General features: G+C 62.4%; 14 protein-coding genes. 6 read left to right on the top strand and 8 right to left on the bottom strand.

Annotated features, from left to right (window positions below; genetic code table 11):
• The 4 genes from EOB80_RS35670 to gmk all read left to right on the top strand — a co-directional run.
• A partial coding sequence (locus EOB80_RS35670; protein WP_281058122.1) for a beta-ketoacyl synthase N-terminal-like domain-containing protein occupies positions 1 to 582 on the top strand: 582 nt, incomplete at its 5' end.
• Between the two features lie 102 nt (positions 583 to 684).
• Entirely contained in the window at positions 685 to 1,935 is a 1,251-nt protein-coding gene (gene mltG, locus EOB80_RS31410; protein ID WP_127272658.1) for an endolytic transglycosylase MltG, read from the top strand.
• A gap of 157 nt (positions 1,936 to 2,092) precedes the next feature.
• The gene (locus EOB80_RS31405) at positions 2,093 to 2,983 is read left to right on the top strand and encodes a YicC/YloC family endoribonuclease (RefSeq protein ID WP_013532513.1); all 891 of its coding nucleotides are present in this window, start codon (positions 2,093 to 2,095) and stop codon (positions 2,981 to 2,983) included.
• 3 nt (positions 2,984 to 2,986) lie between these two features.
• Positions 2,987 to 3,643, top strand: coding sequence for a guanylate kinase (gene gmk, locus EOB80_RS31400; protein ID WP_013532512.1), 657 nt, complete (start codon positions 2,987 to 2,989; stop codon positions 3,641 to 3,643).
• Positions 3,644 to 3,781: 138 nt separating this feature from the next.
• On the opposite strand, the gene rsmA is transcribed toward gmk, so the two are convergent.
• The 6 genes from rsmA to lptF all read right to left on the bottom strand — a co-directional run bounded on the left by rsmA (position 3,782) and on the right by lptF (position 11,413).
• Positions 3,782 to 4,621 (bottom strand): 16S rRNA (adenine(1518)-N(6)/adenine(1519)-N(6))-dimethyltransferase RsmA, encoded by an 840-nt coding sequence (rsmA, locus tag EOB80_RS31395; RefSeq protein WP_127331787.1) that lies wholly within the window; start codon positions 4,619 to 4,621, stop codon positions 3,782 to 3,784.
• A 10-nt stretch (positions 4,622 to 4,631) separates the two neighbouring features.
• Positions 4,632 to 5,660 (bottom strand): 4-hydroxythreonine-4-phosphate dehydrogenase PdxA, encoded by a 1,029-nt coding sequence (pdxA, locus tag EOB80_RS31390; RefSeq protein ID WP_127331785.1) that lies wholly within the window; start codon positions 5,658 to 5,660, stop codon positions 4,632 to 4,634.
• A 1-nt stretch (position 5,661) separates the two neighbouring features.
• A complete protein-coding gene (locus EOB80_RS31385; RefSeq protein WP_127331783.1) occupies positions 5,662 to 6,591 on the bottom strand; it encodes a peptidylprolyl isomerase in 930 nt (309 codons plus the stop codon).
• 99 nt (positions 6,592 to 6,690) lie between these two features.
• The gene (locus tag EOB80_RS31380; protein ID WP_164761802.1) at positions 6,691 to 9,129 is read right to left on the bottom strand and encodes an LPS-assembly protein LptD; all 2,439 of its coding nucleotides are present in this window, start codon (positions 9,127 to 9,129) and stop codon (positions 6,691 to 6,693) included.
• Positions 9,129 to 10,214 (bottom strand): LPS export ABC transporter permease LptG, encoded by a 1,086-nt coding sequence (lptG, locus tag EOB80_RS31375; RefSeq protein WP_031213741.1) that lies wholly within the window; start codon positions 10,212 to 10,214, stop codon positions 9,129 to 9,131. Before lptG ends, EOB80_RS31380 begins: the two co-directional genes overlap by 1 nt.
• Positions 10,211 to 11,413 (bottom strand): LPS export ABC transporter permease LptF, encoded by a 1,203-nt coding sequence (lptF, locus tag EOB80_RS31370; protein WP_127331781.1) that lies wholly within the window; start codon positions 11,411 to 11,413, stop codon positions 10,211 to 10,213. Before lptF ends, lptG begins: the two co-directional genes overlap by 4 nt.
• A gap of 352 nt (positions 11,414 to 11,765) precedes the next feature.
• Here lptF and EOB80_RS31365 point away from each other — a divergent pair, with 352 nt between their 5' ends.
• Complete coding sequence (locus tag EOB80_RS31365; RefSeq protein WP_127331779.1) at positions 11,766 to 13,277, top strand: leucyl aminopeptidase; 1,512 nt, start codon at positions 11,766 to 11,768, stop codon at positions 13,275 to 13,277.
• Between the two features lie 28 nt (positions 13,278 to 13,305).
• A complete protein-coding gene (locus EOB80_RS31360; protein WP_023813773.1) occupies positions 13,306 to 13,755 on the top strand; it encodes a DNA polymerase III subunit chi in 450 nt (149 codons plus the stop codon).
• A gap of 57 nt (positions 13,756 to 13,812) precedes the next feature.
• On the opposite strand, the gene EOB80_RS31355 is transcribed toward EOB80_RS31360, so the two are convergent.
• A complete protein-coding gene (locus EOB80_RS31355) occupies positions 13,813 to 14,331 on the bottom strand; it encodes a DUF995 domain-containing protein (protein ID WP_127331777.1) in 519 nt (172 codons plus the stop codon).
• A gap of 133 nt (positions 14,332 to 14,464) precedes the next feature.
• Positions 14,465 to 15,388 (bottom strand): glycoside hydrolase family 26 protein, encoded by a 924-nt coding sequence (locus tag EOB80_RS31350; RefSeq protein WP_127319805.1) that lies wholly within the window; start codon positions 15,386 to 15,388, stop codon positions 14,465 to 14,467.
• Between the last annotated feature and the right edge of the window lie 83 nt (positions 15,389 to 15,471).

Below are 15,471 nucleotides of genomic sequence, written 5' to 3'. Positions count from 1 at the left end.
CGACCCTATGATCGCGACCGCGACGGCTTCGTCATGGGCGAGGGCGCCGGCGTTGTCGTGCTCGAGGAGCTCGAACATGCCAGGGCGCGCGGCGCCAAGATCTATGCCGAGGTGACGGGTTATGGTCTCACCGGCGACGCGCATCACATCACCGCGCCCGCCGAGGATGGCGATGGCGCCTTCCGTTGCATGACGGCGGCACTGAACCGGGCCAAGTTGACTCCGGCCGATGTCGACTACATCAACGCGCACGGCACCTCGACCATGGCCGACACGATCGAGCTCGGCGCGGTCGAGCGGCTTGTCGGCAATGCCGCATCGAAGATTTCGATGTCGTCGACCAAGTCGTCGATCGGCCATCTGCTTGGGGCGGCGGGTGCCGCCGAAGCGATCTTCTCGATCCTTGCCATCAGAGACAATGTCGCGCCGCCGACCATCAACCTCGACAACCCGGAACGCGAAACCGCGATCGACCTGGTGCCGAACAAGCCGCGTGCCCGCCAGATCGACGTGGCGCTGTCCAATTCCTTCGGCTTTGGCGGGACCAACGCGTCGCTGGTCTTCCAGCGCTACAATGGCTGATCGTCCGGCTGCCGGGCGGCGCTTCGGCGTGCCGTCAATTTTGCCATATTCGCCCCTACTCTGCCGCTGGGGATTCGTTGGGCGATCAAACGGTAGGGCGAAATGAACACAAATCCGGCAGGCAACGGAGAATTCGGGCAACGGCCGCCGACATCCGGCCCGATCGTGCCGAAAACGGCCAGCGAAGCGTTGCGGCCGGAGGCTGGCACGCCGCCGCCGAAGCGCTCGCGTGCGTCACGCAGCCAGGTCGTCGTGTTCATGAACTTCGTCATCTCCTCGGTGATGCTGGTGGTTCTGGCGGCCGGCGTCGCGGTCTATTTCGGCAAGCAGGAATTCACCGAACCCGGACCTTCGGCCAATGGCGACACCTTCCTGGTCAAGCCGAGCACCGGCGTCCAGGATATCGCCGACCAGCTCGAACGCCGCGGGTTGATCAGCGACGCCCGGGTATTCCGTCTTGGCGTGCGGGCCTTCGGCAATGATTCCGCGCTGAAAGCCGGCGAGTACGAGATCAAGCCCAGGGCATCCATGCGCGATATCATGGAGCTTCTGAAGAGCGGCAAGTCGGTGATGTATTCGCTGACCATTCCTGAAGGACTGACGGTCGACCAGGCATTGCAGCGCATCGCCGAGGAGAATGCCTTGAGCGGCGACATGCCGGCAACCACGCCGCCGGAGGGCAGCCTCGCCACCGACACGCTGCGCTTCACGCGCGGAGCGACACGCCAGCAGATGGTCGATAAGTTGCTGGCGGATCAGAAGAAGCTGGTCGACGATGTCTGGCAGCGGCGCGCGCCTGACCTGCCGCTGGCCAACGTCGAGGAGTTCGTCACGCTGGCCTCGATCGTCGAGAAGGAGACGGGCAAGGGTGACGAGCGTTCGCGAGTTGCCGCCGTCTTCCTGAACCGGCTTGCCAAGGGCATGCGCCTGCAATCCGATCCTACCATCATCTACGGGCTGTTCGGCGGCAAGGGAAAGCCGGCGGACCGGCCGATCTACCAGTCGGACATCCAGAAACAGACGCCCTACAACACCTATGTGATCAATGGCTTGCCGCCGACGCCGATCGCCAATCCGGGTCGTGCAGCGCTGGAGGCGGTGGCCAATCCGTCGAAGACCGCCGACCTCTATTTCGTTGCCGACGGCACCGGCGGGCACGTCTTTGCCGCGACGCTGGACGAGCACAACGAGAATGTCGCCCGCTATCGCGCGTTGCTGAAGAAGCAGGCCGATGATGCCGCCAAAGCCGCCAAGACGACTGGCACCGGCGACAGCAATGCCGTCAAGCCCGCTGGCAGTGGGCCGGCTGACGGTGCCGACGACAGCGGCGGTGACGCGGGCGCTGCCCAGTAAATGAAGAAAGGCGTTGCCCGGCAGGCAACGCCCTGACATTTGGAAGAGCGCCGCGCGTCCGGTTTCGACGCGCCTGCGGCGTAGTCTTTTTTCAAGCCGCACTTGCTCCTGTCCGGAAAGCCGGTTCAGGGCGATGTGCCAGGGACGTGTGGGCGATATGAATTTGCAGAGCATGACCGGTTTTGCACGTGCCGTCGCCGAGCACGAAGGCACCTCGATCGCCTGGGAGGTCAAGTCCGTCAACGGCAAGAGCGTCGAGGTACGGCTGCGGCTGCCGCAAGGCTTCGAGCGGTTGGAACCTGCTGTCCGGCAAATACTTCAGAAACGTTTTGCACGCGGCAATTTCCAGGCGACGCTGACCATCGGCCGTGCCGTTGGCGCGCAGGCGCAGCCGGTCGTCAACGAAGCCTTCCTGAAGGACCTTGCTGGGCTCGCCAAACGGCTGCAGGAGCAATTCGGCGTTGCTGCGGCGACGTCGGATGGATTGCTTTCGCTGCGCGGCGTGCTCGACATTCCTGAAACCGTCGAAACCGAGGAGGCGAGGGCCGCGCTCGATGCCGCGATCATGGCCGCGCTCGAAGTGGCCTTGAACGGGCTCGAACAGGCACGGCAGGGCGAAGGAGCCGCGCTGGCTTTGCTGTTGTCGGGTCATATCGACACGATCGAAGCGCTGACGCTGCGGGCAGAAGTGGATCCATCCCGCGAGACCGCGGTGATCCGCGAACGCATCGCCGAGCAGGTCAGGCTACTGATGGACGCTTCCGCCAATCTGGATGCCACCCGACTGCATATGGAGGCGGCGTTCCTGGCCACCAAGGCCGATATTCGCGAAGAGATCGACCGGCTGAAAACGCATGTCGCATCCGGCCGGGCACTGCTGGTGGGCGGCGGCGCGGTCGGTCGCAAGCTCGATTTTCTGGCACAGGAATTTAACCGCGAATCGAATACGCTGTGTTCCAAATCGAATGCCGCAGCCATCACCGCGATCGGCCTGGACCTGAAGGCGGTGGTCGACCAGTTTCGTGAACAGATCCAGAATCTGGAGTAGCCGATGGTTGCCAAGGATTTGGGGTCCCGCATACGCCGCCGGGGCCTGATGCTCGTCCTGTCGTCGCCGTCCGGCGCCGGCAAGTCGACGATCGCGCGCAATCTTCTGGAAAGCGATTCCAGCCTCGAACTGTCGGTCTCGGTCACCACCAGGCCGCGCCGTGGAAGCGAGATCGAAGGCGTCCACTATCATTTTCGGACGATGCGCGAATTCGAGCGGCTTCGTGATTCCGACGCGCTGCTGGAGTGGGCCGAGGTGCATGGCAATTGCTATGCGACGCCGCGCGAACCGGCCGAACTGGCGCTGTCCGAGGGGCGCGACATGCTGTTCGACATCGACTGGCAAGGCGCCCAGCAGCTCAAGGAGAAGATGCGCGCCGACATTGTCTCGATCTTCATCCTGCCGCCATCGATGAAGGAGTTGAAGGCGCGGCTGAAACGTCGCGCTGAAGACCAGGAGGCGGTGATCGAGACGCGGCTGAAAAATGCCCGCAACGAGATCGAGCACTGGAAGGAATATGATTTCGTCATCGTCAATGATGACCTTGACCGCGCCTTCGCCGAAGTGCGCGGCATCGTCGTCGCCGAGCGGCTAAGACGCGACCGCCGGCCAGGCCTGTTCGATTTCGTCTCTGGACTGTTGGACGAGAAGACGGGCTGAGACCTCTTCCTTCGCCCCGTTCACGGGGAGAAGGTGGCCCGAAGGGCCGGATGAGGGGCGGTGCTGGCATTTCAAGGTTCGTGCTGCCCCCCTCATCTGTCTGCCGGCATCTTCTCCCCGTAAACGGGGAGAAGAGAGCTACACGGCATTGGTCAGCCGCACGAATTCCTCGACGCTGAGCGTCTCGGCGCGGCGTGTCGGATCGATGCCGGCGCGTTCGAGCAGGGCCTCGCCGCCGAGGCTTTTCACGCTCTGCCGCAGCATCTTGCGACGTTGGCCGAAAGCGGCTTCTGTGACGCGGCCGAGTTTCTTCACCTCGGCGGGCAGGGGCGTCGGGCGCGGCACCAGATGCACCACCGAGGAGGTGACCTTTGGCGGCGGCGTGAATGCCTGTGGCGGTACGTCGAAGGCGATCCTCGCCTCCGTCCGCCAGCCGGCAAGAACCCCCAGCCGGCCATAGCTGTCGCTGCCGGCAGGCGCGACGATGCGCTCGGCCACCTCGCGCTGGAACATCAAAGTCATCGAGGTGTAGAAAGGCGGCCAGTCGCTGACCGTCAACCAGCGCACCAGCAGCTCCGTGCCGATATTGTAGGGCAGGTTGGCCACGATCTTGACCGGGCCGCCATTGCCGGCCGCTCGACTGGCAAGGCCTGTGAAATCCGTCTTCAGCGCATCGCCGGAAACAACCTCCAGCCGGCCGGGATAGTGGTCGGACACTTCGGCAAGAGCAGCCAGGCAACGTTCGTCACGCTCGATGGCTATGACGTGACGCGCGCCGTTGGAAAGCAGGGCGCGGGTCAGCCCGCCGGGACCGGGACCGACCTCGATCACGGTTGCATCGGACAAGTCGCCGGCGGTGCGCGCGATCTTGCCGGTGAGATTGAGGTCGAGCAGGAAATTCTGGCCGAGCGCCTTCTTTGCCTGCAGCCCATGACGCTCGATCACCTCGCGCAGCGGCGGCAGCCCGTCGATGCTCATGCCCGAGATCTCATACCGCAACCGCCTTCGTGTTCGTGTCGGCCAGCCGCCGGGCAAGCTTCAGCGCCGCTATCAGGCTGTCGGGCCGCGCCACACCCTTGCCGGCGATGTCGAAGGCCGTGCCGTGGTCGGGCGAGGTGCGGATGAAGGGCAGGCCGAGCGTGACATTGACCGCCTCGTCGAAAGCCAGCGCCTTGGCCGGGATCAGCGCCTGGTCGTGATACATGCAAAGGGCCGCGTCGTAGCCCGCCCGCGCCCGGACATGGAACAACGTGTCGGCCGGCAAAGGGCCGAAAGCGTCGATGCCATCGGCACGCAGGATGTCGACCGCCGGGCGCACGATCCGCTCGTCCTCGAGGCCCATGGCGCCGCCTTCGCCGGCATGCGGGTTGAGCCCGGCAATCGCCAGCCGTGGCTTGGCGATGCCGAAGCGGCCGGTAAGGTCGGCGGCGGTGATGCGCGCGGTGGCGACGATCAGCTCGGTGGTCAGTGCCTTCGGCACCTCGGCCAGCGCGATGTGGATGGTGACGGGAACGGTGCGCAGGTCGGGTCCTGCCAGCATCATCACCGGCATCGCCTCGACGCCGCTGTGCCGGGCCGCCAGATGCGCCAGATACTCGGTGTGGCCGGGGAAGCGAAAGCCGGCGTCGTAGAGCGGCTTCTTGGCGATGGGGCAGGTGACCACGGCCGAGGCTTCGCCGGCAAGGCAATCGGCGACGGCGCGGTCGATGGCCTCGATGGTGGCGGCCGCATTGGCCGGATCCGGCCGGCCGGGACTGTCGATGCAGCGGGCAGTCAGTGGAACGATCGGCAAGGCGCGGGCAAAGACCTGCGCCGCTTGCGCTGATGTCGTTTCGACGACCGGCAGCGAAATGCCGAGCAGGCGCGCCCGGTAGGCGATCAGCGCCGGATCGGCGAGCAGGTAGAAGGGGGGCAGGGCGGCAGCTTCGCGCGCCATAAAGGCGGCGATGGCGATCTCCGGCCCAATGCCGGACGGATCGCCGGCGCTCAACGCGAGCGCAGTCACTGCGTTGCTCACGTCAGCGCTTGACGATGCGGGCTTTTGCCTTCAGCTCGTCGACATATTTCTTGCTGAGCGCGTCGGCATCCTTGTCGCCGCCGGAGCCTTCGGCCTGAAACGCCATCTGGGCGACCTTGTCGTCGGACACTTCGCGCGACGAGCAGATGCCGATGAATTCGACGCCGCGTTCGGTTTCGCGCGTGGCGGTGGCACCGCCGACTTTGGTCGCCTTGATCTGCTCGGCCCAGTCCGGCGGCAGCTGCGGCGCCAGCACCCGGCCCAGATCCCGAACGGTGACGTCGATCAGGCCCTTGGCGAATTCGCGCGTCGTTTTGCAGCCGTTGAAGCGGGCGCGCATGGCGTCGGCCTCGCGCTTGCGTTTGCCCAGCGTCGCGCTGCGTTCAGCTGCCGGCACCACGAAGATGACCTGCTGCAGCATGTATTCGGTGGCGCTCGGTTTGGCGCCGCCTTTTTCGAGCATCTTCCTCACGAGATCCTGCTCGCTGACGGCACCGGTGCCGTCGCCAGAACGGTAGCGCGCGCTCAAAGCCTGGTTCCAGGCCATCTGGGCGCGGATGAATTCCTTGAAGTGGCTCTTGGTGACGCCTGACTTCTCCATGACGCCGTCAAGCTGGCTGAGCTGCATCTTGTTGCTCGAGGCAAAGCGCTGATACGCCGCCTCGACTTGTGCGTCGCTGATGCGGATGCCAAGCCGCTTGGCCTCGGCCATACGAAGCGTCTGGTCGATCATTTCCTGGCCGGCATCGCCCTTCTTGCGCTGCAGCTTCAGGAAGGCGGCGCGACGGGCTATGTCGCCGGTGGTGACCGGAATGTTGTTGACGACGTATTTGATCTCGCTGGCGAAAGCCGGCGGCGTCATTGCAGTGATCGACACGGACGTCGCCGCCACGAGCAACGCGAAACCTGCTGAAAAGAGGTATTTCCTCATCGTTGGTATCCCAATTCTATCCCGGTCCCGCCCAATTTCATCTTTCCAGGTGCGCGAAATCCGTGCCAGCCCTATGCGGCGAAACGATGTCGCCGATTGTTACTGGATCGTGTCGATGGCACTGGTCGACGAGCCGAATTCGCCGAGGGTGCGGAACGACAGATTGAAGCCGATGGTCTGCGACACCTCCCTGGTGTTCAGATCGCGCGACTGCGAGTAGGTCATCAGATAAGTGAAGCAGGAATCGTTGTAGGCGAAGCCGACACCGTCCTTGACCAGCAGGCTTTGCTGCAGGTCGTAGGTTCCTGTGCCGAAGACGCGCCAGTTTTCGGCCAGATGCGTGGATGCACCAAGTGTGACTTCGTGACGGTCTTCCGTGAAACCGTACAGCGGCTGGGCCTGGATGAAGGCGTATTTGGCGCTCAGCGACACAGGCAGGCCGGAATAGGCGGCCTTCACCTCGGCACGGCGGACCTCGAAACTCTGTTCGTCGAAACGGCCGCTGACCGAGGCCGCGAAGCCGTTGGGGCTGTTGATGCCGAACAAGCCGACATAGTCGGATTTGGTCGTGTCGAGGCCGGAATTGGCGCCGACATTGACCAGATCCGGCGCGGCAAAGGAGTTCTCGCCGCCGATCTGATAGGATTGGCCGAAAATGGCATTGGTACCCCAGCCATTGTTGTACGAGCCGGAATAGCGGAGGCCGACATTGGCGCGCGAACCGCCTTCGACGCGGTCGTAACCGGAGAACTTGTCGCGCTCGAACAAGGTGGTCGCGTCGAAGACCATGCTTTGGGCGTCTTCGTTGGGCACTGAGAGGCCGCCGACATATTGCTCGTTCGGACGCATGAAGACCTGCGCCATTGGCTCGATGACATGGCTGGACCCGCTGGCCATGGAAAACAGCACCGGCCAACGCATCTCGAGGCCCGCGGTTGCCATGTAACGGGCAAATGACGAGCGCATATCGTCCTGCTCGCCCAAATGCGTTGCCATTCGGTCGATGGCGTCTAGCGAAGCCGACGATGCGTTGAGGTAGTCCACATCGCCCTGCAGCGCGAGCAACGGCGTTAGCACCAGTCCGTCATCTGTGACGAAACTCCGCTTCCACTCGGCCTCAGCGGTGAGACGGCCCGATTCGCCTTCGATGCCGCGGACGCGCTGCGTGGGAGTGAGGGCATTGTAGGGCTGGACGAAGGTCTCATCGACATCGTCGCGGCGGATGACACGCGCGTTGACATTGAGGGACAGCTGGCCGCCGGCCACCGAGGCATCAGGAATATAGGCGTAATCGAGCGACGGCAGCACCCAGGGCTGTTGTCCGCTTCGCGCAGAGATATTGTCGTCAGGCGTATCTTCCTGCACATCGAAATGCATGGCGCGCACGTCGAAATAGTTGCGGCCGTTGAGACCCGTCAAGTAGACCGACGACTGGTGGACGCTGCTATTGTACTTGTCGATGCCGTAGGTGTTCGAGAAGTTCTTGTCGGTCTGCAGCAGCACGTCCCAGCCGAAGTTCCAGCGTGAGTTGATGGCGAACTGCCCCTGGGTACCCATCATGCCGCGGAATTTGTTGGGATCGCCGGCGCTGCCCGAATTGACGTTGTGGCCAGAGCTGGATGGGAAGGCAGTGGTGTCGAGGAAGGCGTCGGGATTCTGCTGGTGTATCCCGGCGATCTTCAAGCTGTACTCGCCATTGTCGAAGCGCTGACGCCACTCGGCCTCACCGAGGAAACCCTGCTTGGTATAGCCGGTGCCGGTGACGGTCAGGTCGTAGGTCGGCGCCAATGCGAGATAATAGGGGACTTTCACGCCGACGCCGAGATCGCTCTTGTAGATGATGCTCGGGATCAGGAAGCCGCTCTTGCGCTTCACCGTCGGGTCGGCAATCTCGAATGCAGGCAGATAAGCAAGCGGAAAACCGAAGAACTCGAAATTCGCATTCTCGAAGCGAACCGTCTTCTTCTCGCCGTTCCAGATGATCTTCTTGGCCTTGACGCGCCAGGTCGGCGCTTTGTCCGGCTTATCCTCGCACGGCTCGCAGGCGGTGTAGACGCCATTGTGGAAGGTGGTCAGCACGCCGCCCATGCGTTCTGCGCTTTCGGCGGCGAAATAGGCCTTGTCGATGGTCTCGACCCGCAACGCATTGACGAAGCCGTCGGCGAAGTCATCGGTGATGTCGATATGTTGCGAATTGATCTTGGTGCCGTCGCTGTTGATGACTTCGACGTTGCCGCTCGCGACCATCCGCTTGGTGTTGCGGTTGTATTCGACGCGCTGGGCGACAAGGCGATTGCCACCATAGTCGATCTGCACACCGCCGACGGCGGTCACGGTCTGGTTGTCGTTGTTGTAGACCAGCGTATCGGCCGCCAGCAGCATTTGCGAGCCGGCCGGAACCGATGTCGCCATGTCGCCGACGTCCTGCGCAAGCGCCGGTGCCGGAACGGCGTAGGCAAGCACGCACGCCAAGGCGGTCGCCGCATAGAGGCGCGCCAAACCGGCCTGCCTGTTGCTGGGCAAAAACGCCTCCCTCACTAGCCGTCTTCCTTGTATAGCAGGAAAGTCACCCCGAAGAACATAGCCACCATGACCGGTACCCAGGCGGCTACGACAGTCGGCACGAATCCCGCCACGCCGAATGCCTTCACCAGCACCGAAACGACATAAAGCAGAAAGCCAGCGATGATGCCACCCAGAATCATCGTCGCCGACTGCCCCATCCTAGCAAATCGCATTGAAACCGTTGCCGCGATCAGCGTCATGGCGACGAGAAGGAACGGCAACGCCACGAGCGAATCAAACTGCATGGCAAAAGCATTTGCCTTGAGGCCGAAGGAGCGGGCAACCTCGACCTTTCCGGGCAGGTCATAGAAGGGGATGGTTTCGGGGCGCGCCAGCCGCTCTTGCACGAATTCGGGCTTTAGATTGGTCGGTACGCGATCGGTTGCCGATGCCTGGATCGTGCCGTTCTGGAACGTCTTGACGTCCTGCAATTCCCAATAGCCGTCGCGCAGGAAGGCACGGGCGGCGTCCTTGCGCTCGACGATGTTGCCTTGCGGGTCGAGAATGAAAAACACGACATCGGCCATTTCCAGGCCCTGGTTCAGGATGGCCCGCGCACCGATGATGGTGTCGCCCGAACTGGTTTTCTGCCGGATCCAGGGCGCGGCATCGGCCGAGACCGTATTCGATTTGCCGGAACGCAGCTGGGTTTCGATCTGCTCGGACCAGGAGAATGCGTGCGCGGCGAGTGGATTGATGACGCCAACCGACAGGACGCCGAACAGCAAGGCTCCGATACAGCAGGGCAAGAGGAACTGCCAGGCGGAAACACCGGCGGAACGGGCGATGACCAGCTCGTAGCGCCGGTTCAGCGACACCAGCGTGGCCATCGCCGAGAAGAGACCGACGAACGGCACCGTCTGCAGCATGATCATCGGCATACGGAGGCCTGAAATGGCTACCGCCGTGCCGTAGGTGAAGCCGGGCAGGCCGGTGGTGCGGCCGGACAGCTCGGTGAAGTCGATCAGGAACACCAATGCCAGGAGGCCGATGAAGAACCAGATGGTGATCGTCACATAGCGGAAGAAGAAGTAGCGGCCCAGTGTCCAGCCCATCAGCCGACCCCTTGCCCTGATGCGCCGCGCCTGGACAAACGCAATTTGAAAGCATTCCAGCTGTCAGCGATGCGCGTGGCGAAGTTTGTCATCCAGTCCGCCCAAGTCACCGGCAGTTCCAGTGTTCGGTTGGAGACGATGAACCAGATCGCCACCGCGGAAGCCACGATCGGCACGCCATAGACCATATACGCATATTGCGGGACCTCATCCGCCTTGCTGGCGGCAAAAAAGCCCAGCCAACGCACGAACAGCGATATCGTGATCGCCGTGATCAGCGGATTGACGCGCGCCTCGCGGTGCGAGCGCGCATCCCCGGCGACCGCAAGCGCGATCAGCGCGAAAACCATGGAATAGGTCCATTCCGAGAACCGTTGGTTGACCTCGGCCCGGTATTCGTAGGGGTTCTGCTGATAGTACTTGTCGTTGGCGCCCGGGTTGAGCAGGTACTGCGTCGTCTGGTCCTTGGGCAGGAGCGTCACCGCCGAAGCCGCCGCCATGAAGGCCGACATGTCGAAGGCATAGGAGGTGAAGCGGATGACGGAGAGATCGCCGGTCAGCGTTTTGCGATGGATGACGCCGTCATTCATCATCAGCACCTTTTCACCGCCGCGTTCGACGATGCTGCCGGTCTTGGCGTAGTAGACGAGGTTGACGCCTTCCTCGCGCGAATCGGCGACGAAAATGCCACCCAGCCGGTTGTCGGGAAGGCGCTCACCGACCTGCAGGAACAGCCCGTCGTCAATCTTGCGGAAGGTGCCTTCCTGGATGATCAGCGACAACAGATCCGCGCGCGACGAGGCCACCAGTGCCCGGTTCTTCTGCCGTGCGTAAGGGTCGATGCCGTTGTCGACGGCAAAGGAAAAAACGGCGGCGGCGAGCGCCAGCAACATGATCGGCCGTACGATCGTCCAGCGCGAGGCACCCGCGGCGTTGACGACGGCGAGTTCGGAATCCGAATTCATCACACTGAGTGTCTGTGCGACTGCCACCACCAGCGCAAAAGGCACCACGATCGGGATGATGGACGGAAGGATGAGGGCGGCGACTTCGAAGAAGGTCAACGCCGACTGGCCGCTGTCTGTCACCAGATCGATCTTTGCCAGCACCTGTGTCGTCCACACGATCGCCAGCGTCCACACAAGAGCGGCCATGAAGACCACGAAAGCGCGGCGCATGATGTAGCGTTCAACGACCTTCATGAAGGCTTTTCTCGATTTTTTCGAACGGCATCATGCCACCGAACAAGGTAGCTGTCCGGCAGCGCCTGCACAACTGGCTCCATCAGATGGTCGATCCGGGTTCTGTCCCACATTACGCCCCCCGGCTGGGCGGAGTGTCGGCGGGAATGGATAAGAAAGGGCGAACATCGATGGTTAACAACAGGTTGCGGCAAAAAGCGGGGCCGTGCCGCGACGAATCGTCATCGATTCCATAGGTCATATGGGATGCCAATTCGGCAAAGTCTTGCCAAATGCCGGAAAACGACCAAATGTCGCGCATCGTTTCGAACCGCTTCCCCAAAAGTCGCGCATTCCCTGAAAGCAGGACATGATGAATCAAAGACCGTCGATCGCCTTCGCCAAATTTTCCGGGTCCCAGAGCGCGGTAAACAAGAAGGGCACTGTCTTCGTGTTCGCGGCGGATGAGGGCGGCCTGAGCGACGTCGCCAAGGCCGGCGATCCCGGCAAGACATTGGAGCGGGCCTTTCCCGTGGCTGAGTTCATGGGCAAGTTCGCCAGCACGGTGGAAGTTCTGGCGCCGCAGGGAGCGTCGCTCGACAGACTCGTGGCGATAGGCACCGGCAAGGTGTCGGGACTGGACGAATATGCGTGGCTGAAGCTTGGCGGCACCGTTGCCGCGTCGCTGCGCAAGGCGACCGAAGTGGCGGTGGTCCTCGATGTGGCCGGCGCCTCGCCGAGTGCGAAGGATGCGGCAAACCTTGCCGCGGGCATTCTCCTGCGCAGCTATTCCTTCGATAAGTACAAGACCAGGAAGGACAAGGACGACAGCAAGGCAGAGCCGAAGAAGCCGGTCAAGGTGACCATCCACACCGCCGATCCGGCCGCTGCGAAGAAGGCCTTCGCCGATGCCGAGGCGGTGATAGACGGCGTCCTGCTGGCGCGCGACCTCGTCAACGAACCGGCAAACGTGCTTGGGCCGGTCGAGTTCGCTGCCCGCGCCAAGGAACTCGAGGCGCTAGGCGTCAAGGTCGAGATATTGGCTGAGAAGGAAATGAAGAAGCTCGGCATGGGTTCGCTGCTCGGTGTCGCGCAAGGCTCGCCGCGCGGCGCCCGCATGGCGATCATGCAGTGGAACGGCGGCAAGCCGAAGGACAGCCCGATCGCCTTCGTCGGCAAGGGCGTCACTTTCGACACCGGCGGCAATTCCATAAAGCCGGCCTCGGGCATGGAGGATATGAAGGGCGACATGGGCGGTGCCGCCGCCGTCACCGGCCTGATGCATGCGCTGGCGGCCCGCAAGGCGAAAGCCAATGTCGTCGGTATCATCGGACTGGTCGAAAATGCCGTCGACGGTCATGCCCAGCGTCCCGGTGATATCGTCACTTCGATGTCGGGCCAGACCATCGAGGTGCTCAATACCGATGCCGAGGGCCGCCTCGTGCTGGCCGATGTGTTGTGGTACTGCAACGACCGCTTCCAGCCGAAATTCATGGTCAATCTGGCGACGCTGACCGGCGCCATCATGGTGGCGCTCGGCCAACATTATGCCGGCCTGTTTTCCAACAATGACGAGCTGGCGGAAAAGTTGTCGGCGGCGGGGCAGGCGACGCAGGAACGGCTGTGGCGCATGCCGCTCGGCGCCGAATACGACAAGCTGATCGATTCCAAGAACGCCGACATGAAGAACATCGGCGGCCGTTTTGGCGGCGCCACCATTGCGGCGCAGTTTCTGCAGCGCTTCGTCAAGGATACGCCATGGGCTCATCTCGACATTGCCGGCACGGCGATGGGGGCGCCGTCGAACGAGATCAACCAGTCCTGGGGTTCCGGTTTCGGCGTCAGGCTGCTCGACCGGCTGGTGCGCGATAATTATGAGCAGTGAACGGGTTCAATCACTATAGGCTGAAGCGATGGCCGACGTCCTGTTCTACCACCTGACCGAATCGACGCTGGAGGATGCGCTGCCAGGCCTCCTGGAGCGCAGCGTCGACCGTGGCTGGCGCGCCGTGGTGCAGACAGGCACCGAGGAACGCCGCGATGCGCTCGACCAGCATCTGTGGACCTTCCGCGACGATTCGTTCCTGGCGCACGCAACCGATCGTGAGGCCCATCCCGGTGAACAGCCGATTCTGTTGACCACCGGCGACGGCAATCCCAACGACGCCAAGATTAGGTTCCTGGTCGACGGTGCGGTGCCGCCTGACCTTGGCGGCTACGAGCGCGCGGTGTTCCTGTTCGATGGCCACGATGCCGCCCAGCTCGAGGCGGCGCGAGGGCACTGGAAGGTGATGAAGAGCGCTGGCCACGCCGTCACCTACTGGCAACAGACGCCAGATCGCCGCTGGGAGCGCAAGGCTTAAGGCAGGTCGCCTGAACGTCAGGCGACATGCTTGACCTGTGGCGTGTCACGACAATATCTACTGCTTGGCCTTGATCCGGTTCATTTTCGTTGTGACGTAGTCGCCGTATTTCAATTTCATCGACTCGTCCGACCGGTTTCGACGCGGGCTCTTGAAAACGTACCATTCGCCATCAGGCGATTTACGCTTGTAGATAACCTTGCCCACTTGGCGATGCTCGAAGCAGGTCATCGAGCCCTTCACCCCCCAGGAGCCATGCCATTGCGCGCGGTAGCAGAGCTTGCCGCCGCCGGGAATGAACCACATGCCGTCGCCATAGCCCGACTTGCCCTTGTCGTGAGTCCAGGCATCGAACTGCCTCTGCTTGACGGCAAAGAACCCGGCGCCCTTCTTGCCCCACAGCCACGAATGGTTCTGATAAATCTGGTAGACGCCTTCGTCAGGAACGACTGTGGCTTTTTGCGCCTGCTCGGCGATCCTTGTCGCCGTCTTGGCCGTCGCAGGAACCTGAAAGGCAAGAACAAGAACGGAGCAGGCGAATGCCGCTCCGAGATAATTTCCCACTACCCGTTTCACGAAACTTCTCCACAGACTGATTTACGCCACGCCTCAACCCTCATCCCGAACCGCTGGTTCGAGATGGATCATGATCAAACAAGGAGATTGGAAATCGACCCCGATCGCGTCGAGATCGATCAGCACGATGCGTCTATGGCAGGACGTGCTGGGTCACCCTCCAGTCGGGCAGACCATAGCCACCCAGCCACGGCCACACTTCCTTCTGGTTGAAGTAGACGACCGAAGTCAGCGCCGGGAACTCCGCGTAGGATTTGCGGGAATCTTCCTGCCATTTCGAGACATAGTCCTGCTTTCCGACATAGCCGAGTTCCGCAACGACGATCGGCTTGTTGAACACTGCAACGCGGTCATAGCCGGGCTTCAGCAGCTCAGCGAAGGTACGGTCATGACCGGCCTCGTCATTGTCCTTTTTCTGCAGACCGAACACCGACAGGCCGATGACGTCGACATAGTCGTCGCCGGGGTAGTATTTTTCCAGACCCTCTTCGCCCTTGGGTGACCACATATACTTGGCGGCGGGGGCAGCCTTGCGGCAGATATCGACCTCGCGCTTGTAAGCGGAGATCCAGTCCTTGGGAGCCCAGTTGGCCCAAGTGAAGCGGCCGTTCTTGTCTTCCATTTCCTGAGCCCAGCGAATGGTCACCGGGCTCTTCATCTGTCCCACCAGGCCGCAGATTGCCTGCATGTTGGCGTCATATTTGCCGCTCAAAATGCCGTCGCGCAATTCGGGCGGGGTGATGCGCCAGTCCTTCGACCAGGTCCATGGCTCAACCGTAATCAGCAGCGAACGTCCGCGTTGCAGCGCATAGGCGTCGGCAAGCGGCAGCGTCGACAGGTCGACGTCTTCCCAAGGCAGGAACAGCTCTTCGATGCTGGCACTCTTGTCGGCGCTGAAGTCGCCGTAGGGATCATAGGATCCGAACGCCGAGGCGGCACTGCTCGTTTGGACGGGGTCCGTCGCGGCTACCGAGCCAGCGCCTCCTGCCGTGGGGAACGCGGCGCTTCCGCCCAATGCCAGCGCGATTGCGAGTGCTTTTACTGTGGAGTATTTCATGTCGATCTCCCATGGCCCCAACCTCTTTCGGAAGTTAAGGCTTCGCCCGTGCGCATCGATGCCTGATCGACACGACTACCCAA

This window comes from Mesorhizobium sp. M7A.F.Ca.MR.245.00.0.0 (assembly GCF_003997415.1).
Lineage (GTDB): Bacteria > Pseudomonadota > Alphaproteobacteria > Rhizobiales > Rhizobiaceae > Mesorhizobium.
Note: the sequence above shows the minus strand (reverse complement) of the source record. Positions and strands in the feature narration are given on the sequence as shown.

What these genes read in the sequence shown, in the direction of transcription:
- mltG (WP_127272658.1), top strand. Translation starts at nt 685, where the DNA reads ATGAACACAAATCCGGCAGGCAACGGAGAATTCGGGCAACGGCCGCCG.
- EOB80_RS31405 (WP_013532513.1), top strand. Translation starts at nt 2,093, where the DNA reads ATGAATTTGCAGAGCATGACCGGTTTTGCACGTGCCGTCGCCGAGCAC.
- gmk (WP_013532512.1), top strand. Translation starts at nt 2,987, where the DNA reads ATGGTTGCCAAGGATTTGGGGTCCCGCATACGCCGCCGGGGCCTGATG.
- rsmA (WP_127331787.1), bottom strand. Translation starts at nt 4,621, where the DNA reads ATGAGCATCGACGGGCTGCCGCCGCTGCGCGAGGTGATCGAGCGTCAT.
- EOB80_RS31385 (WP_127331783.1), bottom strand. Translation starts at nt 6,591, where the DNA reads ATGAGGAAATACCTCTTTTCAGCAGGTTTCGCGTTGCTCGTGGCGGCG.
- lptF (WP_127331781.1), bottom strand. Translation starts at nt 11,413, where the DNA reads ATGAAGGTCGTTGAACGCTACATCATGCGCCGCGCTTTCGTGGTCTTC.
- EOB80_RS31365 (WP_127331779.1), top strand. Translation starts at nt 11,766, where the DNA reads ATGAATCAAAGACCGTCGATCGCCTTCGCCAAATTTTCCGGGTCCCAG.
- EOB80_RS31360 (WP_023813773.1), top strand. Translation starts at nt 13,306, where the DNA reads ATGGCCGACGTCCTGTTCTACCACCTGACCGAATCGACGCTGGAGGAT.
- EOB80_RS31350 (WP_127319805.1), bottom strand. Translation starts at nt 15,388, where the DNA reads ATGAAATACTCCACAGTAAAAGCACTCGCAATCGCGCTGGCATTGGGC.